Source organism: Fodinicola acaciae (genome assembly GCF_010993745.1).
GTDB classification, from domain to species: domain Bacteria; phylum Actinomycetota; class Actinomycetes; order Mycobacteriales; family HKI-0501; genus Fodinicola; species Fodinicola acaciae.
Genome location: NZ_WOTN01000002.1, coordinates 914,277 through 940,401, shown reverse-complemented (window position 1 = coordinate 940,401; position 26,125 = coordinate 914,277). Strand labels below are relative to the sequence as shown.

Here is a 26,125-nt window from a genome sequence, read left to right as displayed (position 1 = left end):
GCCTAGGAAAACTCGCCGCGAGCGACGACGACCGCCGAACCGGAGACGAGCACCCGCTCGATGTCGTCACCGGACCCGTCCACCTGCGCATACAGCGTCGACGGTCGGCCGATCTCGGCGCCCTGGCTGATCCGTACGCGCTGGCCGAAGCCGATCCGGCCGTGCCTGGCCAGGTGCACCGCCAACGGCCCGGCGGCGGAACCGGTCGCCGGGTCCTCCGGCACGCCGAGGCCCGGGCAGAAGACGCGCGTCTTCCACTCCTGCGCCGAGCCGGCGAAGCAGTTGACCCCCATCGCGCCGAGCCGGCCGAGCCTGGTCAGGTCAGGCGCGAGCGCCGCCACCGCGTCGGCCGACGGCAGCGCGACGTACACGTGCCGCGGTCCGTTCTGGTAGATCTCCACCGGCAGCTCGGCCTGGCCGACGCCGAGCGCGGCCAGCAGCTCGCCGGCCTGGTCGTACGCCTGCCAGGTCGGGATCGGCTGCGCCATCTGTCCCTCGCCGCCGGCGTCGATGGTGATCCTGATGTCGCCGGCACCGGTCTCCAGCGTGATCTCGTCGCGGCCGTCGGCCAGCAACAGCGCGGTGCCCAGCGTTGGATGGCCGGCGAACGGGAGCTCGGCGGCCGGCGTGAAGATCCTGATCCGCGCGTCACCGCCACGCTCGGCCGGCAGCACGAAGACCGTCTCGGACAGGTTGAGCTCCTTGGCCAGCCGCTGCATGCGCTCCTCGGGGACCCGGTCGCCGGCGGTGAAGACGGCGAGCGGGTTTCCTTCCAGCGGCGTGTCGGTGAAGACGTCGGTGATCACGTACGGATGCATGGCTCCACCTTATGAGGCGTCTCGATAGGTGCTACGGCGCGAAACTGTCGTACCCCTCGACCAAAGTTGCCCCCACCCAGTGGTCGGGTGGGGGGTGGGTCGAGAGGCTCACCATGACGCAAATTTTCGTCAAGGCGAAAGGCCTCTGACCCACCCCCCACCCCGATCTGGGTGGGGGCCAAAACTGCCACCTGGGTACGACAGTTTCGCGCTGTAGCGGTTATTTGACGAGGTCGCCGATCTCGGTGACGTCGTACCACTCCAGCTCGTGGCCCTCGGCACCGTCGACGACGAACTGGGCGTCCTCGTCGCCGAGGTCGGCCTCGATGACGACCTTCACGGCGGCCGTCACGTCTTCCACCGCCGCCACGCCGTCGACGTGGATGGCGGCGACCGCGGAGAACGGAACGGGTTCGTTGACGCGTATGACCGCGCGGTCGAGCTCCGGCCGCGACTGGACGGCTTTTTCGTCCACGTCAACGGAAATCACCACGCGGCGGCGCGGCGCTGTCGGGTCGTGGTCGATCAGCCGCAGCGAGGCACGCGCCGCCTCGGTGAACGCGGCGTATTCGAGCTCCTCGACGTCGTCGTCGACATACCACTCGCGCAGCGCCGGCGTGACGGCGAAAGCGGTCGGCGCGGTCGTCGTCCCGCTCTCGGAAAACTCGCGCAGCGACGGCAGCGTCGCCGGCAGGTAGATTCTCATCGCGTCGTCTCCACCAGTTCGGCCAGTGACTCGACCACCAGGTCGGCGATCACGTCCACGTCGGACATCGCGTCACGGTCCGCGTTGAGCCCGAAGAAAACCCCGCCATCGTACGACGTGATGCCGATGGACAGCGCCTGGCCGCGCGCGAGCGGCACGACCGGATAGACCTCGGCCATCCGCGCACCGGCCGCGTACAGCGGATACTGGGGCCCCGGCACGTTGGTCACCACCAGGTTGAAGAGCCGCCGGGACAGGCCGTTGGCGGCCTTGGCTCCGAGCGCGTGCAGGGTCGGCGGCGCGAAGCCGGACACGCGGATCAGCGCGGACGCGCCCACCGACTGGCCGGCATCGGCGTGCGCCTGCATCGCGAAGGACACCTGGTGCAGCCGGATCACCGCGCTCGGCTCGCCGACCGGCAGGTCGACCAGATACGTCGACACGCGGTTGGCGGCGGCCACCGCCGTCTCGTCCTCGTCCGGATCGGTCCCCTCCGCGCGTACGCTCACCGGCACCATCGCGCGGATCGCCGACGACGACCGCACCGGCTCGCCCCGAGTCAGCAGCCACGCGCGCATCGCGCCGGCGATGGTCGCCAGCATCGCGTCGTTGATCGTGCCGCCATGCCGTGCGCGGACGCGCTTGAAGTCGGCCAGCTCCGTACGCACCATCGCAAACCGGCGCTGCTCGCCGATCGTCACGTTGAGCGGGCTCTCCGGTGCCGGACGCGCGGCCGTACGCACGGCGGCGAACAACCCGGTCGCCGCGCCGGCCACCGACGACGCCGTCGCGGCGGCGTCCATCATGCCGAGCCGCAGCGTGTCGACGACCGCAGACGGCCGGCTGACCAACTCGGTGACCGCGCCGGCGAGCAGGCCGACCGGACCCGGCTCGCGGCGCGGGACCCACGGCTGCTCGGGTACGTCGCGCGGGGTCTTGTCGACATCCAGGATCACCTGGCCGATGTCGACCGCGCTGACGCCGTCGACCAGCGCCTGGTGGGTCTTGGTGATCACAGCGAGCCGGCCGTCGGCCAGGCCCTCGACGAAGTTCATCTCCCACAGCGGCCGGCTGCGGTCCAGCCGGCGGCTCATCAGCCGTGCGATCAGCTCGGCGAGCTGGTCCGGCGTGCCGGGACGCGGCAGCGCGGACCGGCGTACGTGATAGCCGATGTCGAAGTCCTGCGCGTCGACCCACACCGGCTTGGCCAGGTGGCCGGGGACGTGCCGTACGACCTGGCGATAGCGCGGCACCAGGGACATCCGCTGGTCGACCAGCGACACCAGCCGGTCGTAGTCGAAGCTGTCCGGCGGCTCGAAGACCGCGACGCTGCCGACGTGCATCGGGGTCGTCGGTGTCTCCAAGTAGAGGAACGTCACGTCGAGCGCGGACAAGCGGTCAGGCATCTGTGATCGACCCCATATCTTCCATGGAAACAACTTCTGCGATAACTATTGTTCGATCAAGCAGTTGGGACCACTCACCGAGGAGCCTAGACATGTCCGGCACCACCCTGGAATCGCCTCTCAAGATCAGCGAGGACGCCGCTGACCTGCTGTTCCGCGAGGCCCGTACGGCCAACACCTTCGCCGACGAGCCGGTCACCGAAGAGCAGGTCCAGGCCATCTACGACCTGATCAAATGGGGTCCGACGTCGATGAACCAGCAGCCGCTGCGGATCGTGCTGGTCCGCTCGCCGGAGGCCCGGCAGCGGCTGGTGCCGCTGATGGCCGAAGGCAACCAGGCCAAGACTCTCAGCGCGCCGCTGGTCGCCATCCTGGCCGCCGACCTGGACTTCCACGAGGAGTTCCCGAAGACGTTCCCGCACAAGCCGGACGCGCGCGAGCTCTTCGACGGCATCGACCGCGAGCCGTACGCGCGGCTGAACGCGACGCTGCAGATCGGCTATTTCATCCTCGGCGTACGCGCCGCAGGGCTGGCCGCCGGCCCGATGAGCGGCTTCGACACCGAGGCCGTGGACCGCGAGTTCTTCCCGGACGGCCGGCACCGCAGCCTGGTCGTCGTCAACATCGGCAAGCCGGGCGAGAACGCCTGGTTCCCGCGCAGCCCCCGACTGGACCACGACGAGGTCGTCACCACCGTCTGACGCAATCGGGACCCGATTGCGTCACGGACTACCCGCTACGGCGCGAAACTGTCGTACCCGCCTGTCAATCTGAGCCCCCACCCAGATCGGGTGGGGGGTGGGTTCGCGTGGCTGCTTACACAAGTTCAAAGTTGATCTTGGTCGCCGCGCCGGATGCACGCATGGTGGCCATGCGACCGCCCAACGCACGCATGGTGGCCATGCGTGCAGCCGCCTCGGCGGGCCTCAGCGCGTGAGCTCGGCGATCGCGTCGCGTACGACGCCGTGCGCGGTCCCCAGAGCCTCCCTGGCGGCCCCGACCTCGCTGCCGGTCAGCAGGACCACCAGCGCCGTCTTGACCTCGCCGTCGGTCGTCTCCAGCGCCTCCGTGCACACGTCCTCGGCCAGCCCGGTCGCCTGGACGAGCAGCCGGATCAGCCGGCCCCGCAGCTTGTCGTTGGTGGCGGCGACGTGCACCATCAGGTTGGAGTACGTGCGGCCGAGCCGCACCATCACCGCGGTGGAGAAGGCGTTCAGCGCCAGCTTCTGCGCCGTACCAGCCTTCATCCGTGTCGAGCCGGCGATCACCTCCGGCCCGGTGTCCAGCGCGACGTTCACGTCCACGCTGTCCCGGTAGTCGGCCAGCGGGTTGGCCGAGATCAGCACCGTGCCGGCGCCGACCTCGGCGGCCGCGGCCAGCGCTCCGATCACGTACGGCGTGCGGCCGCTGGCGGTCAGCCCGATCACCAGGTCACCAGGCTCGACGCCGGCGACGTCGGCGCGACCGGCGGCGGCGTCGTCCTCGACCTCCTCGACGGCCCGCAGCATCGCCGCCGGACCGCCGGCGATGTGCGCGACGACCCGGCCCGGCTCCAGCGTGAAGGTCGGCAGCAGCTCGGCCGCGTCGAGTACGCCGAGGCGCCCGGACGTGCCGGCGCCGACGTAGTGCACGCGGTGTCCCGATCGCAGCGACGCCACCGCGTAGTCGACGGCCTTGGCCAGCTGCGGCAAGACTTCGGCGACCGCGCCGGCGATGGTCGCGTCCTCGCTGTTGATCAGCCGGAGCATGTCCAGCGTCTCGAGCCGGTCGATGTCGACCGTACGCGGATTGCGCATTTCGGTCGGACTGGCAAAAGACAGTGCCTCAGGGTCAATACGAGGCGCTGCCGTCATCATGGTCTCCCTGTCCGCGACGACAGGCGGCGGCGCGCCACCGCGTCCCTAGTGGCTTCAAGAGCTGCGCGGGTGTCGTTGTACGTACGCTGCGCCACGCCCACGAACACGCAGTCGACGACCGTCAGCTGCGCGATCCGGCTGGACATCGCACCGGACCGGAAGGTGGTCTCGCGCGCGGCGGTGGTCAGCACGTGGTCGGCGACCGTGGTGATCGGCGAGCGCGGGAAGTTGGTCACCGCGACCGTGGTCGCACCGTGCTCGCGCGCGACCGTGAGCGCCTCGACGGTGTCGCTGGTCATGCCGGTGTGGGAGATGCCGATCGCCACGTCGCCGGCATGCAGCAGTGCCGCGCTGGTCAGTGCGATGTGTACGTCCGACCAGGCGTACGAGACGCGTCCGATGCGGTGCAGCTTCTGCTGGAAGTCCATCGCCACGAACGCGCTCGCGCCGACGCCGTACACGTCGACGCGGCCGGCGCCGACGATCGCCTCGACGACGGTCTCCAGCACCGACACGTCCAGCTGCGCCGCGGTCTCCTCGACCGCGCGAGCGTCGGCGAAGGAGATCTTGTCGACCACCTCGGACAGCTCGTCGCCGGGACCGATGTCGCTGCCGACGATGCGTCGTCCGGCGGCGCCGCTCTCGGCTCGGCCGGCCTCCTTGGCCAGTGTGAGCCGCAGCTCCGGGTAACCGGAGAAACCCAGCGCTCGGCAGAACCGGATCACCGTCGTCTCCGAGGTGTCCGCGCGGGTGGCGAGCTCGGAGATGGTCAGCGACGACGCGCCGGCGGCATCGTCCAGCACGGCCTGCGCGACACGTCTCTCCGCCGGCGACAACGACGGCAGCAAGGCACGCACCAGGACAGCGGTGGCGGCATGGCTCGACTGGCCCGCGTCGCCACTCAGTTGACTTACCGTCTTACGGGGCACGTCGGAAAGTTACTTGCACTTCGGTAACAACGTCAATCGGACCGTCCGGCAATGCCGTTCGCTACGGTAGCCAACGTGCCAGCTCAGAGCGCCGAGAATAGGCCGAAAACGGCTTTCCGGGAAAGATCCACCAATTGTCCAGATGTGGCCCTGGGGCTCGATTCCGGTGGTACGTCCACCAGATGCGTCATCACCACGCTCGACGGCCGGCCGCTCGGCCGCGGCCGCGGACCAGGTGCGAGTACGCAGTCGTCCGCTGATCCGGCCGGTGCCCTGAGCGGCACCATCACGGCCGCGCTGGCCGACGCGGACGTACCCGCCTCGGCGGTCGTCACGGCGGTGGTCGGCATGGCCGGTGCCGGCAGCGGCCGTCGGCCGGCCGCTTTGGCCGCGCTCGCCGACGCTGCGCGCCGATCAGGCCTTCCGCGTACGCCTGAGTTGGTCACCGACCTGGAGACGTCGTACGCGGCTGGTACGGCCGCCGAGCGCGGGCTCCTGCTGATCTCCGGCACCGGCGCGATCACCGCCTGGCTGGAGGACGGCGTGGTGCGGCACCGCGCCGATGGCTATGGCTGGCTGCTCGGCGACGCCGGCTCGGCGGTCTGGCAGGGCCGGCGTGCCGTCGAGGCGGTACTCGCCGGCCTGGACGGCCGTGGACCGAAAACCGCGCTGACCACTCCGGTGATCTCTGCCCTAACAGGCAACGAACCCGATGACGCGCTGGGGCCGGACGAACAAGCGCAGCGCGTCCTGGCGGCCGTCTATGCCGCCGCGCCGGCCGAGCTCGGGCGCGCCGCTCCGGCCGTACGCGACCTCGCCGACAGCGACGAGATCGCCGCGTCGATCTGCGCCGACGCCGTGTCGGCTCTGATGCTCGCCGTCGAAGCGGTGCTGCGGCGGGCCGGCTCGCCATCGGTGCCCGCCGTCGTGCTCGGCGGCTCGGTGCTGACCACCGACGGGCCGGTGGCCGACGGCGTACGCGCTCGGCTGACCGAGCTGACCGGCGTCACTCCGGTCGCCGCACTGGACGCGGCCCTCGGCGCGGTCGCACTGGCCCTGCGATCGGCCGGCCGGCTGGACGCGGACACCTACCAGCACCTGACGGCCGGCTAGCTTTACCCGCTACGGCGCGAAACTGTCGTACCTGGGTGTCGATCTCGGCCCCCATCTTGGTCGCGGATGCACGCATGGTGGCCGTGCGTGCATCCAGCGCAAGCATGGTGGCCATGCGGCCGTCGGCCAAGCGGGCTTTCAGCGGAGTGCGCCGGCGACGATGTCGCCGATGGCGGCGCGGACCGGGTTGACGGACGGGCCGTGGCGGTCCGGGTGGACGCGGTTGGTCAGCAGCACGACGACGGCGCGCGTGGTGGGGTCGACCACCAGCGACGTGCCCGTGAAGCCGGTGTGGCCGTAGGCGCCACCGTCGGCCAGAGCCCCCATGTAGCGGCGCGCGGCCAGCTCGAAGCCGAGGCCGTGCGCGCCGGTGCCGCTGGTCAGCAGGTGTACGGACGACTCGGACAGGATCGACCCGCCGCCGGCCAGCATCGCCTGGCCGAAGGTGGCGAGGTCGTCGGCGGTGCCGAACAGGCCGGCGTGGCCGGCGACGCCGCCGAGCGACCACGAGCTTTCGTCGTGCACCTCGCCGCGCACCATCCCGCGGCCGGCGTACGACTCGTCCTCGGTCGCCGCCACCCGGTCGACCGCGGCCGGCCGGAAACCGGTCGAGGTCAGGCCGAGCGGTTCGGTGATGCCGGCGCGTACGAGCTCGTCGAGCGGATGGCCGGCGACGGTCTCCAGCACCACGCCGAGGGTGATCATGTTCAGGTCGGAGTAGGTGTGCGTCGAGCCCGGCGGGTTCACCGGCGCGCGCGTCAGTACGGCGCGAAGCCGCTCGTCGACGCTTCCCCAGTCGCGCCACAGCGGCAGCTCCGGCTCCAGGCCGGAGGTGTGGTTGAGCAGCATCTGGAGGGTGATCTCCGGCGTCGCGAACGCCGGCAGGTAATGCACCACCGGCGCGGCGAGGTCGAGCCACCCCATCTCGACCTGCTGCATCGCGATGACCGCGGTGAACAGCTTGGTGACGCTGGCGAGGTCGTAGATCGTGTCGGCGGTCGCCGCCACGCGCTCGTCGGCCGGTAGGAGCTTGCCCCCGACGCCGAAGCGTACGGCGTCGCCGGTCGCATAGCGCAGCGGCTGCTCGTCGTCACGCCGGACGACGAGCACCGCCGAGGGGAAGACCGCCGGGCTCGACGCGACCGCGGCGTTGATGACGGCTACGGCCGCGTCGAGCAAGTCCAACCTCCGGGGGTCAGTAACCGATGCCGTAGCCGATCGGATAGAGCGTCGTGTTCAGGTCGGCCGGCGACGGGATCCGCACCGGCAGCTTGCCGGTCGGCGCCACCGTACCCGCCAAAACGCGCGCGAGCGATGCGCTTGAGACAGCTCCGTAGTAGTACGACGCAACGTAATTCCGGGCCGTCGGCACATAGCCGATGTCGTACGGATTCTGCACGGCCACGACGACCACCGGTTTCCCGGTGGCGATCAGTGCGTTGGTGAGCGCCACCTGGCTCGCACCGAGCGCGAGGAGACTACTGCGGGTCACCACGACAGTGACGTCGTTCTGCTGCGCCGCGGCGACAGCCGACGCGACGGCGGACGCGTTCGGCACCGAACCGGTCGGCAACGCGGTCGCCGCTATCCCGGCGCTGGTCAGCCCGGCGGCGATCGCCCTGGTCGGGAAGGTCACGCCGTTGTCCCAGCCGGTGACCAGCACCTTCTTGGACTTGGCCAGCGGCAGCACCTTGTCGTCGTTGCGGATCAGGGTGATGCCGTGGTCGGCGACGGTCTGCGCGGCGGCCAGGTGCTGCGGCGTGCCGACCGTACGGCTGACCGCCTGCTCGTTGACGAACGGCTGCGTCAGCACGCGGTTCTTCAGCTTGAGCCGCAGGACCCGCAGGACCGACTGCTCGATCCGGGACACCGAGAGCTCACCGCTGCGGACGGCGTCGAGCACCGAGTTGTACGCGAGGTCGAATTTCGGCGGCATGAGCAGCTGGTCGACACCGGCTTCGAGGGCCAGTACGGGCACCCGCGCGTCGCCGTACTTGATGCGTACGCCATCCATGTTGAGCGCGTCGGTGACGACGACACCGTCATAGTGCATCTGGTTGCGCAGGATGCCGGTCAGGATCGGCTGCGACAACGTGGCCGGGTCACCGGCCGGGTCCAGCGACGGCACCTCGATGTGCGCGGTCATGATCGAGTCGATGCCGGCGGCGATGTCCGCGGTGAACGGCGGCTGGTCGATCTTGTGCCAGTCGTCGGCGGTCCGCCGGATGATCGGCAGGCCGGTGTGGCTGTCGTTGTCGGCGTTGCCGTGACCGGGGAAGTGCTTGGCGGTGGCCGCGACGTACTTCTGCGAGCACCGGACCGCCGTCGAGGCCATCGAGGCGACCAGCGCCGGGTCGGCGCCGTACGACCGGACGCCGATGACCGGGTTGGCCGGGTTGTCGTTGACGTCGGAGTCCGGCGAGTAGTTCTGGTTGATGCCGACCGCGCGCAGCTCCTGGCCGGTGATCGACGCCGCGGTGCACGCGTCGGTCGTGTTACGGCTGGCGCCGACCGGCATGCTGCCGGGGAACTGGGTCGCCGGCTCGCGCAGCCGCGCGACGATCCCCTGCTCCTGGTCGGTGCTGATCAGCAGTGGCAGGTGCGTACCACTGCTGATGGCGGCCTTCTGCAGGCCGTTGGTCAGGCCGGCGATCTGCTGCGGGTTGTTGGTGTTGTTGTTGATCTGGAAGAGGATCACACCGCCCGGGTGGTATTTCTGGATGATCTGCGCGGCGGTGTCCAGGCCGAAGTACTCCTGGTTCTTGGCCTTGTCCGCGTCCGACGGGTTGGTCGCCGACTCGCCCCAGGCCTGCGTGACGAACAGCTGGCCGACCTTCTCCTCCAGCGTCATGTGCTTGATCAGCTGCTTGAGCACCAGGTCGGTGACCGAACCGCCCGGCGCCGCCTGCGCCGGAGCGGCCGCGGTCAGCACCATCGCGACCGACGCCGCGACCGCCACCACCCGGAAGCGTCGCCTGGATCTGTTAGGCGCGGCCATGGCGCCTCCCGTCTGAGCCGAATTGACTGGATTCGCAAATTTTCACCGCGCATCCACAGGACGGCAGGAAGTTACTGCCACAGACAGGTGCCGGTCAATGCCTCGCCGCAGTCGGCCGAACTGTCGATTTCCGCGTACGACGACACAAAAACACCCGGTCCGGCGCGAAACTGTCGTACCACCCCGCCAATCTGAACCCCCACCCAAAACGGGTGGGGGGTGGGTTGAGAGGCTCCACATACAATAAGAAAGAACGACCTTCAACGCGCGCGTACGGCGACAGGCAGCAGCGACTCCGCCACCTCCGCCAGCGCGCGCCGCAGCGGCGATTTGGGCGCGGCCTCCGCCAGCGTCTGACCGCGCGGCAGCGCACGGTCGAGGCCAGCGCGGTCGTACGGCAACGTCCGGATCCGCGCCACACCGGCGAAGCGCTGCATCGCGGCGGCGATCTCGCGCTCCGGATTGCCGGGGATCACCGTCGAGCGGACCTTGTTGACCAGCACCATCGGTTCGACGCCAGGCACCGCGTCGGCCAGCTCCGACAGTCCGCGTACCAGCCGCTGCACCCCCACCGGATCCCCGGCACCGACCGCGACGACAACGTCCGCCGCCTCCAGCGCCGCCAGCGTGGCGCCGTTTCGCCGCGGCGCGACGGTGTCGAAGCTGATCTCCTCGTCCGCCTCCAGGCAAAAGCCGCAGTCGACGACGGTCAGCGGCGCCAGCTTGCGCGCACACTCCAGCACTCCGCCGACGGACTCGCCCCGCAGCTCCGGCCAGCGGTCGGCACGCACCAACCCGGTCAGTACGCGCAGGGTCGGCGACAGGCTGCGCGCCAGGCCGGCCAGCTCCGCCATGCCGAGCCGGCCCTGGTTGTCCAGCCGCACGGCCGCGGCGATCCCCGGCGACTCGTCGATCATCCCGAGGACCTGCGCGATCACGCCGCCGTACGGGTCGGCGTCGACCAGCAAGGTGGCCACGCCGAGTCGGGCCGCCTCGTCGGCCAGTCCGACCGCCACCGTCGTCCGTCCCGGCGCACCCGTCGGGCCCCACACCGCCACGATCCGTCCCGCGCCGGCCGGTCCCGGATCGCTTTGCGGCACGGCTGGCACGCGGTGACCGGACAACGGATCGGCGACGCCGGCCGGTCCAGCCGCCGCGCTGGACACAGCTGTCAGCAGCATCCCGGCGATGGCATCGGGACTTGAGTCGACCGGCAGGACGAACCGCACGCCGAGGTGTTGCAGGAGCTGCTGGTGCCACTGGTCGTCGGCCGCGACCAGGCCGACCACGGCGACTCGCGCGGCGGCCAGCTTGGTGAGTGCGTCACGATCGAGGCGGCGCAGGTCGGCCGACACCACGGCGGCACGAGCCGTGCCGGCGCCGGCCGCGGTCAGCAGCTCGACCACGTCGACGCAACGCCGCACGACGGTGACGCCGTAGTCGCCACGGCCGAGCGCGGCGACCAGCTCCGCCTCGACGGCCGCGTCGGTGACCGCCGTGACGATCGGCAGGCTCACCGCTGGCCCGACGGTGACTCGGTCGGCTCGGGAGGCCCGTAGTCGGGCTGCTCCGGTGTCGGCGCCACCGGCACCGGCCCGGTCGCGACCGCGCCTTGCCGGTCGGACGGGGCGATGGCGACGTCCAGGTCGGCCGTACGCATCGCGGCGACCACGGTCATCGCCGAGGTGTCGTCGACGCGTACGACCACCGCGACCTGCGCCGTACTCGACAGCACGCCGGCGTCCGGCACGCGCACCTGCTGGACGGGGACGCCGGCGAGTACGCGCACGGTCTTGGCGGCCGCGCCGTTGACCGGCTTGGACGTGGCGTAGAGGTCGATCCGCTGGCCGGCGCGCAGCGAGATGGGCACGTGCTGCGGCGACACGGCGATCGAGACGAGGCTGCCGGCCGGTGAGCCTCCGAGTGCGCCACGCGGCAACAGGTCGCCGGCCGACAGCGGACGCAGGAGCGTCCGGCCGACCGGTGAGGCCGTGGCGGCGAGATAGCCGCCGGCCGACTCGTAGAGCTGCACGCGTACGGTCCGCAGGTCGGCGGCGCTGAGCGTCGTACCCGCCGCCAGATCCGCGCTCACGGCCCACACCTCGACCGACTGGTCGGCCGACGCCATGACACGGGCGCCGACCAGCACCGACACCAGCACCAGCAGCACGCCGACGACGAGCCGCGGATCCAACCACGACGGCCGGCGAAACCGGCTGGCCGGCGGCGACTCGGTCATCCACTCTCCTCGGCAGACACGCAGCGCGACCAGTTGACCGCGTCGTGCCATTTTGCCGTATTTCTCCCCTTCTCGTCACCAGGCAAATCGCCGCGCGTCAGTGCGCGCAAACAGTGGCGAACACTGGCACACTGAGCTTGTCGAAGGCAGTCAGGTGGTGACGCGATGAGTTCGGAACGGTTTCTGCTGCTGTCCGATGTCGCCGACCTGCTCAACATCTCCAGTTCGCAGGCCTACGCACTGGTCCGCAGCGGCGAGCTGGCCGCCATCAAGGTCGGCGGCCGCGGGCAGTGGCGAGTCGAGCGCTCGAAGCTGGAGGAATACATCGAGCGGCAGTACGCCCAGACCGCCGAGTGGGTCCGCGAGAACCCCCTCATCGAACGCGAGGACGCCGAGTCCCCCTGACCTCGTTCGCCATGCTCACCAACGACCACTCCCCGCACGAACTGTCGTACCTGTGTGGGTAAATTTCCCCCTCCCTGTCGGGTGGGGGGTGGGTCTGAGAGGTTGCAAGCAATTCGCAAAAATTTCGCCTCGCTGACCTCATTGGTCACATGAGTCACAGCCTGGCGTCGCGCGATCGATCGCATGGACCCCTTACTTGCGTCTGACGCACGCAAGGGGTCCATGCATGCGCATGACGAGTGCGACAAAAGCGGCATTTAGCGCTACAGGACCGCATGAGTCACCGACCGGCGGATGCACATGTTCACGACCTCGACGTTTTGGCCGTTTACATCGTTGCAAAGCCACCAAAACGTCGAGTTCGCGACCCGAGGCGGCTACCAAGATCAACTTCTAACTCATCTAAGTTTCCACGCGAACCCACCCCCCACCCGATCTGGGTGGGGGCCCAGATTGACATCTGGGTACGACAGTTTCGCGGCGTAGCGGGTAAATGACGGGGTCAAGCGCGGCGGAGCAGGGCCAGGGCGGCCAGTGGGATGGCGCGGATGCCGCGTACGGCGGTGGCGCGGCGGGGTTGGTCGGCGGGATGTTCGGCGAGGTCCAGGAAGTCGGCGCCGACGCGGTCCGGCGTGCCGAAGAGTTGACCGCCGTCGGTCAAGGTGACCGCCACCGGTGAGCGGTCGCGCGTGATGCGGCGCAGGGCCCAGCGGAGTGTCAACCGCGCGGCGACGTGGCCCTCCGAGCCTGGCGTCAGCGAATGCGGCCCGAGACCGGCGACCGAGGTGACCGCGGCTGCCGGCACCAGGACCTCGCGGCGGTACGCGTCGGCCAACAACAACCAGTCGACGCCCGCCTCGCGCAGCACGCCGTCGACACGGCCAGCGCCGCAGACGGTCAACGCGATCGACTGTCCCCACGCGGCACGCAACCGGTCATACAACCGCAGCTCACCGACGCGCGACCGGACGAGATCGGCCAACTCCGCATCAGCGTCGGCCTGCCCCAGCGCGGCCGCCTGAGCCTCCAGGTCGGCGAACAAGCCCTCCCAGCGACTCGCGTCCGATTCGCGCACAGACACACCGTACCTGGCTTTTCCGGCGAACCACTTGACCGAGCGTCATCGATAGCTTACAAATGCAAATGGAAGCAAACGAATGAATCGGGGGGTAAACATGGTCAAGGCATCGATCGGAACAACGGACCAAAGCGGCGTTTCCGCGTCATCACCGCCGAGCACGCGCGTCCAACCTGTGATGGACACGCAACCGTGGGTGGCATGGCCGGGGAGGACCAGATGACTACGAGCAGCGCGGTCGCCGCGCCGCAGGTCTGCCGTCCGGCCAGGCACCGGCGCCGCATCGAGGTGCGCAGAGCGCCGTGCACCGAGCCGCCATATTCTCCGGTCGAGCACCTCGAAGAACGCCACCTGCGCCTGGTCGGACGGCCGGCGCCGCCGATCGAGGCGTACGCCGATCCCCTGCCGTTCGAGACCGACGAGCCGCGGACCACGCCAAAGCAGGATCCGGTCTTCGCGCCGCAACCGACACCGCGACGGCAACTGCCGTGTCCGCGTACGGTCGCCAAGCGGCTGACCCAGGCCATCGTCGAGGTGATGGCCGGCCGCCGGCCGGTCCAGCAGCTGATGCCGGTGACCTCCGAGCGCGTCTACGCCGCGCTGCTGACCCGCCTCGCGGCCACCTCGGCCGCACCGGTGCCGGGACAGCCACGACAGAGTCGCGTGCCAGGACAGGTCAGCACCGTACGGGTCGACGAGCCGGCCGACGGCGTCGCCGAGGCCTGCGCCGTGGTGACGCATCACGGCCGCAGTCGCGCGATCGCACTGCGCCTGGAAGGCTACGACGGCCGCTGGCGCTGCACCTACCTACAGCTCATCTAGTGGCCGCCGAAAGCCGGGATGTCCGGCCGGCAGCGACCTGGCCAGCACCCAGCCGCTGACCACCAGGCACAGCACCACCAGCGGCCAGCTCATCGCCACCCTCGCGACACCGAGCGCGACAACGGCGTTCGCGTAATAGAGGACACCGAAGACGGCGACGCGCAACGCATACTGCAGGACCCAGATCCACGACGCCAGCGAGTACGCGCGCACCAGCGCACGGTCCTTGCGCCACCTGGTCTTCTGGCCGAGGACGAAGCCGATGATCACGCCGAGCAGCGGCCAGCGCAGCACGATGCTGATGATCCAGACGAGCGCGCTCGCCGCGTTGGATGCCAGCTGCAGCAGGAAAAAGTCGGCCGCACGGCCGGTGTAGAGCGCGATAAGCGCGGCGACGCAGACGCCGAGCAGGCCGATCAGCACGGCGCGCGGGCGCTTGCCGCGAGCCAGCCGGAAGACCGCGACGGCGACGCCGACGGCGATCGCCACGATCGCGCCGACCCACACCGAGCGGCCACCGGCGAGCCAGCCGACGACGAACGCGACGACCGGCAGTGTCGCGTCGATCGACGCCGTACGACCTCCGAGGAGCGACACCAGCGACTCGTTGTCCCGCTCCGTACCCGTAGCCACCAACTAAGCCTGCCCTAACCGGCGCCCGCGCGTACGCCGGGCCCCTGGTGATGATGGCCACTGGCGCCGTTTGCTCTGGTGACGCGCACAATGGCTGGCATGGACACGGTGCTGGTCGTGGACGACGAGGTGCAGCTGCGCCGCGCGCTGCGGGTCAACCTGAAGGCCCGCGGCTACGAGGTGCAGGTCGCCGAGGACGGCCGCACCGCGCTCGACCTGGCCGCGAAGCGGCAGCCGGACCTGGTGATCGTCGACCTCGGCCTGCCGGACATCGACGGCGTCGACGTCGTACGCGGCCTGCGCGGCTGGACGACGGTGCCGATCATCGTGCTCTCGGCGCGCACCGAGCAGGCCGAGAAGGTGTCCGCGCTGGACGCCGGCGCCGACGACTACGTCACCAAGCCCTTCGGCATGGACGAGCTGCTGGCGCGAATGCGAGCCGCACTACGCCGCGGCGCGGCCGGCGAGGAAACCCCAGTCATCACCACGCCGCATTTCACCATCGATCTGGCCGCGAAACGCGTGACGACCGCGGCCGGCGAGGTGCGGCTGACCCCGACCGAGTGGCACATCCTCACGACTTTGGTGCGCCACCGGGGAAAACTCGTCGGCCAGCGGCAGCTTCTGCGCGAGGTCTGGGGTCCCCAGTACGGCACCGAGACCAACTACCTGCGCGTCTATCTGGCCCAGCTGCGCCGAAAACTCGAGCCCGACCACACGCATCCGCGCTATTTCGTCACCGAGCCGGGCCTCGGCTATCGCTTCGAGAGCTGATGGCCGCATGGCCACCATGCGTGCACTGGACGCACGCATGGTGGCCATGCGGACAACGGTCGCGTACGGTCAGCTGGCCTCGGTCGCGCCGTGGCAGCGCTTGTATTTCTTGCCGGAGCCACAAGGACAGGGGGCGTTGCGCGGCGTCTGCTTGCCGGTGACCTTCTGGCCGGGAGCGACCTGCTTGCCCCCGGACGCGACCGTCGACCGCGGCCCGCTGCGGCGTGCGCCGGCCGCCGGCTCGTCCTGGATGACCGGCATGATCTGCGTCGGCGCCTCGGAGTCCAGCGTCGGCGCGGAGTATTCCAGCCGCTGCGGCGTCCGCGGCGCGGCGATGTTCTTCAGCGCCTCGATCCGGCCGGCCTCGCTGCGGTCCTCGGCCTCCGCCTCGTCCTGCTGCACCTGGACCTCGACGTTGAACAGGAAGCCGACCGCGTCCTCCTTGATCCCGTCCATCATGGTCGCGAACATGTCGAAGGCCTCGCGCTGGTATTCCACCAGCGGGTCGCGCTGCGCGTACGCCCGCAGGCCGATGCCTTCCTGCAGGTAGTCCATCTCGTACAGGTGCTCGCGCCACTTGCGGTCGAAGACCGACAGCAGCACCTGGCGCTCCAGCTCACGCATCGGCTCCTCGCCGATCTGCGCCTCGCGCCGGTCGTACGCGGCCTGCGCGTCCTCGCGGATGCGCGCGGTCAGGAACTCGGCGTCCAGCGCCTCCGGACCGCCGGCCTCCTCCTCCAGCTGCTCAAGCGTGACCGACATCGGATAGAGCTGCTTCAGCGCGGTGAGCAGCGCGTCCATGTCCCAGTCCTCGGCATAGCCCTCGCTGGTGGCGCCGACGATGTACGCCTCGATGACGTCGTCGATCATGCCGCGGATCTGCTCGTGCAGGTCTTCGCCGTCGAGCACCTTCTTACGCTCGGCGTAGACGACCTTGCGCTGCTTGTTGAGCACCTCGTCGTACTTCAGGACGTTCTTGCGGATTTCCGCGTTCTGCTGCTCGATCTGCGTCTGCGCGGACAGGATCTGCCGGGTGACCAGCTTGGACTCGATCGGCACGTCCTCGGGGATGTTGAACCGCTCCATGATCGCCTCGACCGCGTTGGCGTTGAAGCGCTGCATCAGGTCGTCGCCGAGCGACAGATAGAACCGCGACTCGCCGGGATCGCCCTGCCGGCCGGACCGGCCGCGCAGCTGGTTGTCGATCCGCCGCGACTCGTGCCGCTCGGTGCCCAACACGTACAGGCCGCCGGCCTCGAGCACCTCCTCGGCCTCCAGCGTGACCTCCTTCTTGGCCCGCCGGAGCGCCTTCTCCCACGCCTCGTCGTAGTTGTCCGAGTCGCGGTCGATGCCGCGGTTGCGCAGCTCGGCGTCGGCCAGCGCCTCGGCGTTGCCGCCGAGCAGGATGTCGGTGCCACGACCGGCCATGTTGGTCGCCACGGTGACCGCGCCGAGCCGGCCGGCCTGCGCGACGATCGACGCCTCACGCAGGTGGTTTTTCGCGTTCAGCACCTCGTGCGGCACGCCGCGGCGCAGCAGCAGCTTGGACAGCAGCTCGGACTTCTCCACGCTGACCGTGCCGACCAGGATCGGCTGGCCCTGCTCGTGCCGCTCGACGATGTCCTCGACGACCGCGTTGAACTTGGCCATCTCGGTCTTGTAGATGACGTCCGGGTTGTCCTTGCGCTGCATCGGCTTGTGCGTCGGGATCGGTACGACGTCGACCTTGTAGACCTTGTTGAACTCGGCCGCCTCGGTCATCGCCGTGCCGGTCATGCCGGACAGCTTGGCGTACATCCGGAAGTAGTTCTGCAGCGTGATGGTGGCGAGCGTCTGGTTCTCGTCCTTGATCGCCACGCCTTCCTTGGCCTCGATGGCCTGGTGCATGCCCTCGTTGTAGCGGCGGCCGGCGAGGATGCGGCCGGTGTGTTCGTCGACGATCAGCACCTCGCCGTCGATGATCACGTAGTCGCGGTCGCGCTTGTAGAGCTCCTTGGCCTTCAGCGCGTTGTTGAGATAGCCGACCAGCGGCGTCAGGTCCTCCTGATAGAGGTTCTCGATGCCGAGCTGGTCCTCCACCTTGGCGATGCCGGACTCGTGGATGCCGACCGACCGCTTCTTCTCGTCCACCGAGTAGTCGCCGGTCTCCACCGTCTTCTTGACGTTGTCGGCGGCCTCGCCGCGCTGCAGCTTGGGCACGATCCTGGCGAACTCGGTGTACCACTTGCCGGACTGCTCGGCCGGGCCGGAGATGATCAGCGGCGTACGGGCCTCGTCGATCAGGATCGAGTCGACCTCGTCCACGATGCAGAAGTTGTGGCCGCGCTGCACCAGCTCGTCGCCCGACCAGGCCATGTTGTCGCGTAGGTAGTCGAAGCCGAACTCGTTGTTGGTGCCGTAGGTGATGTCGCAGTTGTACGCCGCGCGGCGCTCGTCCGGCGTCATCTGTGCCAGGATCACGCCGACCGACAGGCCGAGGAAGCGGTGCACCTGTCCCATCCACTCGGCGTCACGGGCGGCCAGATAGTCGTTGACCGTGACGACGTGCACGCCCTTGCCGGACAGAGCGTTGAGATAGGCCGGCAGCGTGGCGACCAGCGTCTTGCCCTCACCGGTGCGCATCTCGGCGATGTTGCCGTAGTGCAGCGCGGCCCCACCCATCAGCTGCACGTCATAGTGCCGCTGGCCGAGCACCCGCTTGGCCGCCTCGCGTACCGTCGCGAAGGCCTCCGGCAGCAGGTCGTCCAGGCACTTCTCGCGTTCCTTGTCGGTCTCGCACTCCGCGTACCGCTCGCGGTATTCGTCGGTCTTCTCCGCCAACTCCTTGTCGGTGAGATCGACGAACTCGTCCTCGATGGCGTTGATGGTGTCGGCCAGGGCTTTGAGCCGGCGGACGATGCGGCCTTCGCCGACGCGGAGGATTCTCTCAAGGATTGGCACGGGTTGCTCAGCTCTCACATCGTGGACAGCACTCAGCACCCCCGACAGAGGGTGCGCTCGGGTCCCATCGTATGCCGAAGGCGGCGCGTGGCTACGGCCGATGGACAACCTACTGACAATTCGGCCCCAACTCGGACCGGACGGGAACTCGCACGACAAGCCCGACGTTGGGGTGCAGGATGCGTCAGGTGGAGGACGTACGTATCGAAACCGACGGCCTGATCCTGCGAGCACCGACCGAAGCCGACATCCCGGACATCGTCGGCGGCTGCTCCGACCCGTCGACGCAGCTGTGGCTGCCGGGACTGCCGTCGCCCTACGACGAGGCCGCCGCACGTGACTTCGTCACCAGGATGGCGCCGGAGCTGTGGCAGCGCGGTGGCCGGACGTGGTCGGTGCTGGACGCGGCGACCGGCCGGCTGCTCGGCAACGTCGGGCTGCCGCGCTGGGAGGCGATGAACGGCGTCGCCGAGGTCGGCTACTGGGTCGCACCGTGGGCCCGCCGGCAGCGGGTCGCAAGCCGAGCGGCCGCGGCGGCGGCGCGCTATGCCTTCGAGCAGGGAGCGGGACGGGTCGAGCTGCTGACCGACTGCCTGAACACCGCCAGCCAGCGGACCGCGATCGCGGCCGGCTTCACGTACGAGGCGACCCAGGTCTCCGGCGGCCGGCGGCGCGACGGCAGCCGCGGCGACATGTTCGTCTGGCGGCGGCTGCCGGACGACCCGGCCGGGCCGTCGCCGCGTACCTTCCCCGACCTGCCCGGCGGCCGCCTGACCGACGGCGTGGTCGCTCTGCGGACGTCCGTCGAGGACGATCTGCAGGTGCTGGTGGAATGCTTCCAGGACAAGGAAACCCGGCGCTGGGAGACCAACGAGAGGACCCGCTCGGTGGACTTCGTCCGCAACCGTGTCCGGCGGACCCAGGCCGACCTGCTGACCGGCCGGCAGGCGCAGTTCACCGTGGTGGACGTCGAGTCCGGGCAGCCGTGCGGCGACTGTACGGTCCGGTTGCAGTCGGCCGTGCTGGGGATCGCCGGTCTCGGCTACATGATCCACCCGGCCTACCGCGGCCGCGGCCTGGCCACGCGCGCGGCGCGGCTGGCCGCCGACTGGGCCCTGTCGCTGCCGGCGGTCAGCCGCGTCGAGGTGAGCGCGGTGGTCGGCAACGCGGCCAGCCTGCGGGTCATCGAGAAAGCCGGCTTCCGCTACGAGGGCGTGCTGCGCGGCTATCTGCCGAACCCAGACGGCCCTCGCTGGGACGTTGGCCAGAGCGCGCGCGTACGCGACTGACCGGTCGCGACGAGGCGCCGACCGGGCTGGACCGGCGCCTCGTCACGTTACATTCGGATTCCGATTGCGTCGTCGGATGCGCGCTGACCTGCGCGTACGTCCGGCGCGGCTACATCCGGCCGGCGGGTGCGTAGGCGGCCTGCTCGACCAGGCGGATCACGCCGTAGTCGTAGCCCTTCCGCCGGTAGACCACGCTCGGCTGGCCGGAATCCTTGTCGTGGAAGAGAAAGAAGTCGTGGCCGACCAGCTCCATCTCGAAGAGAGCCTGGTCGATCGTCATCGGCTCGGCGCTGTGCTCCTTCTCCCGCACGATCTGGCCGGGGCCGTCCGGCTGTTCCAGGTCGTCGTCGGTGACGTCGATGACGCCGACGCCGCCGGATCCGTTGGCGGAGGGTACGAAACCGGCCGCGGCGTACGCGCTCGCGTCCGGGCCGACCGTCGGCTGGCCGACCGGCAGCAGCTCGCGCGCGCCGGCGGTCGCCTCGGCGACCGAGACCGGACAGCGGCGGCCGCGGTGCACGCGGCGGCGGTCGGCGGACCGGCGCAGCCGTCCCTCCAGCTTGCCGATCGCCAGGTCGAGGGCTGAATAGAAGTCACCGGCGCAGGCCTCGCTGCGTACCACCGGGCCGCGCGACTTGACGGTTATCTCGACTCGTTGGCAGGACGCCGACTGGCGGCGGTTGCGCTCGTGGAACAGCTCGACATCGATCCTGAAGAGTTTGTGGTCGTATCGTGCGACTTTTTCGAGCTTGTCACTGGCGTGCTGGCGGTAATGGTCAGGAACCTCGACGTTACGGCCCTTGACAACAATGTCCACGCGTGACCTCCCAACTGATAAGTGCCAGATCTCTGGCAAAGACGTTGCGGCTCCCCCCGGAACACGCAGCGGGGATTGGGGTTTGTGGCACCTCCGGTTGAAGTAGTTCCGGACAAATGACGCTAACGGGTATTCGGCCCTACGTCACCCCCTAGCCGTAAATCCGCTGTTCGTTTCGAGTGTCATCCACATGTCCCCGACGTTCAATAGCTGGCCACTTTCCTTCTACCTGCGAGATCGCCCCGGTGACCGGATATGCGCGGAGCGTTTGACGGTGGCGGCGATGACGGCGGAATGGCTCGGCGGTGCGCCCTCCGCGGTGAGTACGCGGTTGATCTCGGCGAGAGTCGCGCCGGTCGTGACGAGGTCGTCGACTATTACTACCGCGTAACCATCGCGTACCGCGGAGCTGAGAAGCCGCCTGCCCTTCGTACGGAATCCGAACGCGCCGACGCGGTTCGCCGCGCGCGCCGCCGACGACAGGCCGGCCGAGTCGGGACGCGGCCGCGCCGTCAGCACCTCGGCGAGCCGGCCGTCGACGCGGCGCAGCACCTGCTCGACCAGCGGCCGCAGATGGTCGCCACCGCGCGCTCGGACCGCCGCCGCGGTCGAGGGCACCGGCACCAGCAGCACCGGCCGGCCGCCGCCGGCCTGGCCGACGGCCCTGGTCAGCGCGCCGCCGAGCGGCTTGGCCAGCCGGTGCCGGCCGCGCTCCTTGTAGGCCAGCAGCGTCTGCCGCGGCGGACCCGCGTACGGCGCCACCGCGAAGCACACCGGCATGTCCGGCGGACACGGCGTCGGCACGACCTGACGCGCCGGCCGCTCCAGCCACCACCGGCACGCGTCGCAGAGCGGCACGTCGCGCAACCCGCAGCCGGCGCACCGTACCGGCAGGACCAGATCCGCGAGCGACCGTGCGAGGTCCCGGGCGGTCGTGGCCACGACGTCATTCTCCGTCGTGTGCCGTACGGTTTCGGCTGGAGCGCTGGAATCTGTGGACAGAAACTCGCACTGTGGACGACCACGAAATCGCGGCTCTTCGTGTTATGCGATTGGCCGTCCCGACATTCGAGGCCCAACGTTTTGGGATGACAGCCGCCAATGTCGGCACCGGTCAAGGCCCGATCACGCCAGACGGTTGCGCCGTCGACCTATACGCACAGCTGCCACCGGCCGGTGAGCCCGAGATCGTGCACGCCGCGATCCCGCCCGGCGGCAGCGTACTGGAGCTGGGTTGTGGCACCGGCCGGATTCTGCGTCCGCTCGCGGCGATGGGACACGACGTGGTCGGCGTCGACGAGTCCGCCGAGATGCTCAGCCACGCGGCCGGTTGCCGACCGTCCGCGACTCCATCCTGACGCTCGACCTGGGACGGACCTTCGACTGCGTCCTGCTGGCCAGCACCTTGGTCAACACTCCGGACGACGTGGCCCGGCAGGCCATGCTGGAGGTCGCCCGCCGCCACACGGGCCGGCGCGGATCCGTTGTCATCCAGTGGCATCCACCGGAGTGGTTCGACAACCTCCGTCCGTCGACGTCGACCCGCGACCGGCTGTCGATCTCGATCGAGGTGTTGGAACGTCAAGCCGAGACCGTACGTGCCAAGGTCCACTACGGTCTCGACCAGCACCGCTGGACGCAGACCTTCACCGCACGCCGGCTGTCCGTGGACGACCTTTCCGCCGCGCTGTGCCGATCCCGGTTTGGCGCGATCCGTTGGCTCACCGCGGACAAGACCTGGTTGGCGGCCTCGACCGAGGCCTGAGTCGCGGCGCCTGATGCCCGCGTTTAGCGCTCAACCAGTCTCCGTACGACCAAGATCGACTTCTAACTTACGTAAGTTTCCACGCGAACCCACCCCCCGCCCGTTTTGGGTGGGGGCCCAGATTGGCACGGGGGTACGACGGTTTCGCGCCGTAGCGGGTAACCGTCAGCTGGGGTAGAAGACGCTGGTGGCCGGGATGACCAGGCCTTCGCCGTTGTGGCCGGCCGGGGGACGCCAGCCGGGTTTGTAGAACTGGTAGAGGCGGCCGCCGACGGCTGCCAGGGTGGACTGGTTGCTTTGTTTGGGGACCGCGGCGATCCGGGTCGGTACGGTCGGCAGGCCAGACGGCGACTGTTGTTCGTTGGAGCCGTCGGCGGCGATCTGGTACTGCACGACCTCGCCGCGGCTGGTCGCGGCGAGGGTGACCAGGCCGTTGTCGTTGTTCCAGGCGACGTCGGCGGCGTCGATGAGTTGGCTCGAGACGACGTGCAGGTTGCCGACCGACACCGACTCGCCGGCGTTGTGCTTGACGACGCCGACCACGATGTGCGAGCCGCCGGAGCCGTCGCTGATCACCATCGCGAGCCGTACGCCGGCCGGCGCCAGCCGCAGCGAGACGATCCGGCCGCGTTTGCCGAGCATGGCGGCCAGCTCCGGCGAGCGGATCGGGGTGACCGGCCTGTTCAGCTGCGCGTAGACCAGCTCGCGGTCGTTGATCGCGGTGATCGCGCCGCCGTGATCGAACTCCCAGGTCGGCGTGAGGATTTTCGGCTCGGTGAGCACCGGCGTGAGCGGTCCGGCGGACGGACCGAGATAGAGCGTCTGCTGGCCGGCGGCCTGGCCGACCTTGGCGACCGCACCGCCGTCGGCCGACATCGACGCGGCGACCACGCCGGTGGTCACCGAGAACGCGGCCGGCACCTGGCGGCCACCGGCCAGCGCCGGCTGGACGACACCGCCGGCGACCCGGTAGGCGCTGAGGTTGGCGGTCAGCGCGTCCGGGTCGAACTGGTCGACGATGTCGTCCACCTTGGCACCGGAGCTGGCGCCGATCGTGCTCACCTCGCGGCCGTCGATCATCAGCCGCACCTCGCCGCCGGTCACCTTCTTGATCGTCCAGATGAACTGCGCGACCATCGCCGGCCACAGTGACGGACTATCCAGCGCCTCCGAGGAAACGTCGGCGACCACGTGTTGGTTGTCCTGTACGACGTTGCCGTGCAGGCGCGTGTTCGCCGGGATCGCCGTACGCACCGCGCCGCCCAGAGACTGCGACGGACCGCCGAGCAGCAGGCGTACGGCCGCCGTCCACCGGTCGGTCGACGAGCCGGACGCGTCCATGTAGCGGATGTCCGGCACCAGCCGCTGTGCCGTCGGGTCGAGGAAATAGAGCGTCGCCGGCACGTAGATCTGGCTGAAGAAGTCGCTGCGCAACAGGATGTCGCCCGGCGGGTTGTCGATCAGCCACACGTCGCCGGTGCGGCTGAGCTGGACCGTACGGTCGATCGCCTGCACCGACGGTGTGAACGAGCCGTCCGCGTTGATCAGGCCGATCTGCTGGCCGCTGATCCGCACCCGACCACTGTCCGGCCGGCCGACCGCGGTGACCGAGCTCAGTGTGAAGACGCGCACCGAGCCGGCCGGCTTCCAGGCCGCCGGCGCGCTGAGATACGTGCGGGCCGTCGCGTACGACCGCTCGGAGCTGCTGCCGACCGCCACCAGGAAGCCCTCGACGGTCTGGATCGGCGTGCCGCCTTTCTGCGGCCCCTGCGGGTTGGACCTGGCGTCCGGCGGGTCCGGCCGGTCGCCGCCGCCCGGCGGCACCGCTCGATAGACGATCGGCGCGCCGGAGTCGGGGATGCCGCAGCCGGCCAGCAGCACGACCAGCGCCACCAGTGCGACGAGAATCCGCGACCTAGCCACGTGCCACCTCCGTCGCCTGATCGGTCATCTCCAACGGCAGTGGCGACGACCGCAGGTCCTCGCCGGCGCGCAACGGCAGCGTCAGCCGGAACACCGCTCCCACACCGAGCTGGCCGGTCGCCTCCAGCCAGCCACCGTGCAGGTGTGCGTCCTCCAGCGCGATCGACAACCCCAGTCCGGTGCCGCCGGTCTGCCTGGCACGCGACGGATCGGCGCGCCAGAACCGCTCGAACACCGTCTCGGCGTCCTTCGGCGCCAGGCCGACGCCGTTGTCGCGTACGGTCACCGCCACCGCGTGCGCGTCCTGCGCCATCGCGATCACCACCGGCCGGCCTTCGCCATGTTCGACGGCGTTGCCGAGCAGGTTGCGCAGGACCCGCTCGACCCGCCGGGCGTCCACGTCGGCGATCGCGGGCTGCCGCGGCAGGTCGATCCGCAACACGCTGCCGGCGCGCGCGGCCAGCGGAGCGATCGTGCCGACCGCGCGGTTGACCAGCTGCCGCAGATCGTGCGGCTCCGCCTCCAGCACGGCGAAACCGGCGTCGTAGCGGGAGATCTCCAGCAGGTCGGCCAGCAACAGCTCGAACCGGTCGACCTCGTTGTAGAGCAGCTCGGCCGAGCGCCGCGTCTGCTCGTCGAAGCCGGCGCGGCCGTCGTGCAGGACCTCCGCGGCCATCCGGATCGTGGTCAGCGGCGTACGCAGCTCGTGCGACACGTCAGAAGTGAACTGGCGCTGCAGCCGGGACAGGTCCTCCAACGCGAGGATCTGCTGCTGCAGGTTGACCGCCATCTGGTTGAACGAGGTGGCCAGCCGGGCCAGGTCGTCCTCGCCGTCGATCTGCATCCGCTCGGCGAGCAGGCCGGCGGACAGCCGTTCGGCGGTACGCGCCGCGACCCGTACCGGCTGCACCACCTGCCGCGTCACCAGCGCCGCCAGGCCGACCACCAGCAGCACCAGCAGGCCGCCGATCGCCAGCACCGCGTTTTGCACCAGGCTCACGGTTTGCTGCAGGTCGCCGAGCGGAAAGTAGTAGTAGAGCGCGAAGGAGCCGGAGTCTGTCACCACCGGCGTACCGACGACCAGATACGGCGCGCTGCTGCCGTCGAGCTTCGCGGTCAGCCGCGTGTACTGGTAGGTCAGGTTGTTGTTGTCGACGACCTCGTGCTCAAGACCCGGCGGGATCTGCACGTTGATGCCGTCCAGGAAGCGTGAGGAGGCGGCCGCCACGTCGGTGTCGCCAGGCTTGAGCAGCACACCGAACTCGCCGGTCGTGCCGGTGCGCGCGGACAGCAGCTCGTCGATCTCCAGCACCGTCGACTGCAGCTCCGGGTCGCCGGAGCCGCCGAGCGTACCCAGCTGCGCGGCCGCCGACCGCTGACCGCTCTCGACCGCGTCGATGGCGCTGTTGACCTTGCTCTCCAGCAGTCCGTCGGTGATCTGCTTGATCAGGACGAACCCGAGGACGAGCACGATGACGCCACAGACCAGCAGCGTCGTCGTGGTGATACGGAACTGCAGCGAGCGCCGCCACAGCTGCAGCACGCCACCGGCGGCCGCGCCCACGGCGTGGCTCAACCGGCCGGCGGCGCGGCGGATTCGACCCAACTCACAAC

General features: G+C 69.7%; 24 protein-coding genes. 8 read left to right on the top strand and 16 right to left on the bottom strand.

Annotated elements, in window-relative coordinates; genetic code table 11:
* Positions 1 to 2 precede the first annotated feature (2 nt).
* From GNX95_RS19775 to GNX95_RS19765, 3 genes are all read right to left on the bottom strand, one after another.
* On the bottom strand, positions 3 to 818 hold the full coding sequence (locus GNX95_RS19775) for a PhzF family phenazine biosynthesis protein (RefSeq protein ID WP_163508883.1): 816 nt from the start codon (positions 816 to 818) through the stop codon (positions 3 to 5).
* A gap of 220 nt (positions 819 to 1,038) precedes the next feature.
* Positions 1,039 to 1,524, bottom strand: a complete 486-nt coding sequence (locus tag GNX95_RS19770) for a DUF6912 family protein (protein ID WP_163508882.1) — start codon at positions 1,522 to 1,524, stop codon at positions 1,039 to 1,041.
* Positions 1,521 to 2,930: a WS/DGAT/MGAT family O-acyltransferase gene (locus tag GNX95_RS19765; protein ID WP_163508881.1), complete on the bottom strand. Its 1,410-nt coding sequence runs from the start codon at positions 2,928 to 2,930 to the stop codon at positions 1,521 to 1,523. The genes GNX95_RS19770 and GNX95_RS19765 overlap by 4 nt, the downstream gene beginning before the upstream one ends.
* 92 nt (positions 2,931 to 3,022) lie before the next feature.
* On the opposite strand from GNX95_RS19765, the gene GNX95_RS19760 reads away from it, so the two are divergent.
* Positions 3,023 to 3,631, top strand: a complete 609-nt coding sequence (locus GNX95_RS19760; protein WP_163508880.1) for a malonic semialdehyde reductase — start codon at positions 3,023 to 3,025, stop codon at positions 3,629 to 3,631.
* Between the two features lie 225 nt (positions 3,632 to 3,856).
* On the opposite strand, the gene murQ is transcribed toward GNX95_RS19760, so the two are convergent.
* Together murQ and GNX95_RS19750 are read right to left on the bottom strand one after the other, a co-directional pair.
* A complete protein-coding gene (murQ, locus tag GNX95_RS19755) occupies positions 3,857 to 4,783 on the bottom strand; it encodes an N-acetylmuramic acid 6-phosphate etherase (RefSeq protein ID WP_163508879.1) in 927 nt (308 codons plus the stop codon).
* Positions 4,783 to 5,715, bottom strand: a complete 933-nt coding sequence (locus GNX95_RS19750) for a MurR/RpiR family transcriptional regulator (protein WP_163508878.1) — start codon at positions 5,713 to 5,715, stop codon at positions 4,783 to 4,785. The genes murQ and GNX95_RS19750 overlap by 1 nt, the downstream gene beginning before the upstream one ends.
* Before the next feature lie 144 nt (positions 5,716 to 5,859).
* On the opposite strand from GNX95_RS19750, the gene GNX95_RS19745 reads away from it, so the two are divergent.
* On the top strand, positions 5,860 to 6,828 hold the full coding sequence (locus GNX95_RS19745; RefSeq protein ID WP_163508877.1) for an N-acetylglucosamine kinase: 969 nt from the start codon (positions 5,860 to 5,862) through the stop codon (positions 6,826 to 6,828).
* Positions 6,829 to 6,966: 138 nt separating this feature from the next.
* Here GNX95_RS19745 and GNX95_RS19740 read toward each other — a convergent pair whose 3' ends face one another.
* The 4 genes from GNX95_RS19740 to GNX95_RS19725 all read right to left on the bottom strand — a co-directional run bounded on the left by GNX95_RS19740 (position 6,967) and on the right by GNX95_RS19725 (position 12,065).
* On the bottom strand, positions 6,967 to 8,013 hold the full coding sequence (locus tag GNX95_RS19740) for a serine hydrolase domain-containing protein (protein ID WP_163508876.1): 1,047 nt from the start codon (positions 8,011 to 8,013) through the stop codon (positions 6,967 to 6,969).
* Positions 8,014 to 8,023: 10 nt separating this feature from the next.
* Entirely contained in the window at positions 8,024 to 9,826 is a 1,803-nt protein-coding gene (locus tag GNX95_RS19735) for a glycoside hydrolase family 3 protein (RefSeq protein ID WP_163508875.1), read from the bottom strand.
* Positions 9,827 to 10,086: 260 nt separating this feature from the next.
* Positions 10,087 to 11,343: a CpaE/TadZ family protein gene (locus GNX95_RS19730; RefSeq protein WP_163508874.1), complete on the bottom strand. Its 1,257-nt coding sequence runs from the start codon at positions 11,341 to 11,343 to the stop codon at positions 10,087 to 10,089.
* Complete coding sequence (locus GNX95_RS19725) at positions 11,340 to 12,065, bottom strand: SAF domain-containing protein (protein WP_163508873.1); 726 nt, start codon at positions 12,063 to 12,065, stop codon at positions 11,340 to 11,342. Before GNX95_RS19725 ends, GNX95_RS19730 begins: the two co-directional genes overlap by 4 nt.
* Positions 12,066 to 12,230: 165 nt before the next feature.
* Between GNX95_RS19725 and GNX95_RS19720 the strand changes: the two genes are divergently transcribed.
* Positions 12,231 to 12,470: a helix-turn-helix domain-containing protein gene (locus GNX95_RS19720; protein ID WP_163508872.1), complete on the top strand. Its 240-nt coding sequence runs from the start codon at positions 12,231 to 12,233 to the stop codon at positions 12,468 to 12,470.
* A gap of 502 nt (positions 12,471 to 12,972) precedes the next feature.
* Here GNX95_RS19720 and GNX95_RS19715 read toward each other — a convergent pair.
* Entirely contained in the window at positions 12,973 to 13,545 is a 573-nt protein-coding gene (locus tag GNX95_RS19715) for a hypothetical protein (protein WP_163508871.1), read from the bottom strand.
* A 222-nt stretch (positions 13,546 to 13,767) separates the two neighbouring features.
* On the opposite strand from GNX95_RS19715, the gene GNX95_RS19710 reads away from it, so the two are divergent.
* Positions 13,768 to 14,370, top strand: coding sequence for an Rv3235 family protein (locus GNX95_RS19710; protein ID WP_163508870.1), 603 nt, complete (start codon positions 13,768 to 13,770; stop codon positions 14,368 to 14,370).
* Here the strand turns inward: GNX95_RS19710 and GNX95_RS19705 are convergent.
* Positions 14,356 to 15,003 (bottom strand): DUF3159 domain-containing protein, encoded by a 648-nt coding sequence (locus tag GNX95_RS19705; protein ID WP_163508869.1) that lies wholly within the window; start codon positions 15,001 to 15,003, stop codon positions 14,356 to 14,358. The genes GNX95_RS19710 and GNX95_RS19705 overlap by 15 nt on opposite strands.
* Positions 15,004 to 15,102: 99 nt before the next feature.
* Here GNX95_RS19705 and GNX95_RS19700 point away from each other — a divergent pair, with 99 nt between their 5' ends.
* Positions 15,103 to 15,777 carry a response regulator gene (locus GNX95_RS19700; RefSeq protein WP_163508868.1) on the top strand — a complete coding sequence of 225 codons (675 nt, stop codon included), beginning with the start codon at positions 15,103 to 15,105 and terminating at the stop codon, positions 15,775 to 15,777.
* A gap of 69 nt (positions 15,778 to 15,846) precedes the next feature.
* Here GNX95_RS19700 and secA read toward each other — a convergent pair whose 3' ends face one another.
* Positions 15,847 to 18,711 (bottom strand): preprotein translocase subunit SecA, encoded by a 2,865-nt coding sequence (gene secA / locus GNX95_RS19695; RefSeq protein WP_222853918.1) that lies wholly within the window; start codon positions 18,709 to 18,711, stop codon positions 15,847 to 15,849.
* 194 nt (positions 18,712 to 18,905) lie between these two features.
* Here secA and GNX95_RS19690 point away from each other — a divergent pair, with 194 nt between their 5' ends.
* Positions 18,906 to 20,006 carry a GNAT family N-acetyltransferase gene (locus GNX95_RS19690; protein ID WP_163508866.1) on the top strand — a complete coding sequence of 367 codons (1,101 nt, stop codon included), beginning with the start codon at positions 18,906 to 18,908 and terminating at the stop codon, positions 20,004 to 20,006.
* Between the two features lie 109 nt (positions 20,007 to 20,115).
* Here GNX95_RS19690 and hpf read toward each other — a convergent pair whose 3' ends face one another.
* Together hpf and GNX95_RS19680 are read right to left on the bottom strand one after the other, a co-directional pair.
* A complete protein-coding gene (gene hpf / locus GNX95_RS19685; RefSeq protein ID WP_222853762.1) occupies positions 20,116 to 20,862 on the bottom strand; it encodes a ribosome hibernation-promoting factor, HPF/YfiA family in 747 nt (248 codons plus the stop codon).
* A 186-nt stretch (positions 20,863 to 21,048) separates the two neighbouring features.
* Positions 21,049 to 21,765, bottom strand: a complete 717-nt coding sequence (locus GNX95_RS19680) for a ComF family protein (RefSeq protein WP_163508864.1) — start codon at positions 21,763 to 21,765, stop codon at positions 21,049 to 21,051.
* Between the two features lie 146 nt (positions 21,766 to 21,911).
* On the opposite strand from GNX95_RS19680, the gene GNX95_RS19675 reads away from it, so the two are divergent.
* Entirely contained in the window at positions 21,912 to 22,181 is a 270-nt protein-coding gene (locus GNX95_RS19675) for a class I SAM-dependent methyltransferase (protein ID WP_163508863.1), read from the top strand.
* Positions 22,154 to 22,588 (top strand): hypothetical protein, encoded by a 435-nt coding sequence (locus tag GNX95_RS19670; protein ID WP_163508862.1) that lies wholly within the window; start codon positions 22,154 to 22,156, stop codon positions 22,586 to 22,588. The genes GNX95_RS19675 and GNX95_RS19670 overlap by 28 nt, the downstream gene beginning before the upstream one ends.
* Before the next feature lie 165 nt (positions 22,589 to 22,753).
* Here GNX95_RS19670 and GNX95_RS19665 read toward each other — a convergent pair whose 3' ends face one another.
* Both GNX95_RS19665 and mtrB read right to left on the bottom strand, forming a co-directional pair.
* Positions 22,754 to 24,511, bottom strand: coding sequence for an LpqB family beta-propeller domain-containing protein (locus GNX95_RS19665; RefSeq protein ID WP_163508861.1), 1,758 nt, complete (start codon positions 24,509 to 24,511; stop codon positions 22,754 to 22,756).
* Positions 24,504 to 26,117, bottom strand: a complete 1,614-nt coding sequence (mtrB, locus tag GNX95_RS19660) for an MtrAB system histidine kinase MtrB (RefSeq protein ID WP_163508860.1) — start codon at positions 26,115 to 26,117, stop codon at positions 24,504 to 24,506. Before mtrB ends, GNX95_RS19665 begins: the two co-directional genes overlap by 8 nt.
* Between the last annotated feature and the right edge of the window lie 8 nt (positions 26,118 to 26,125).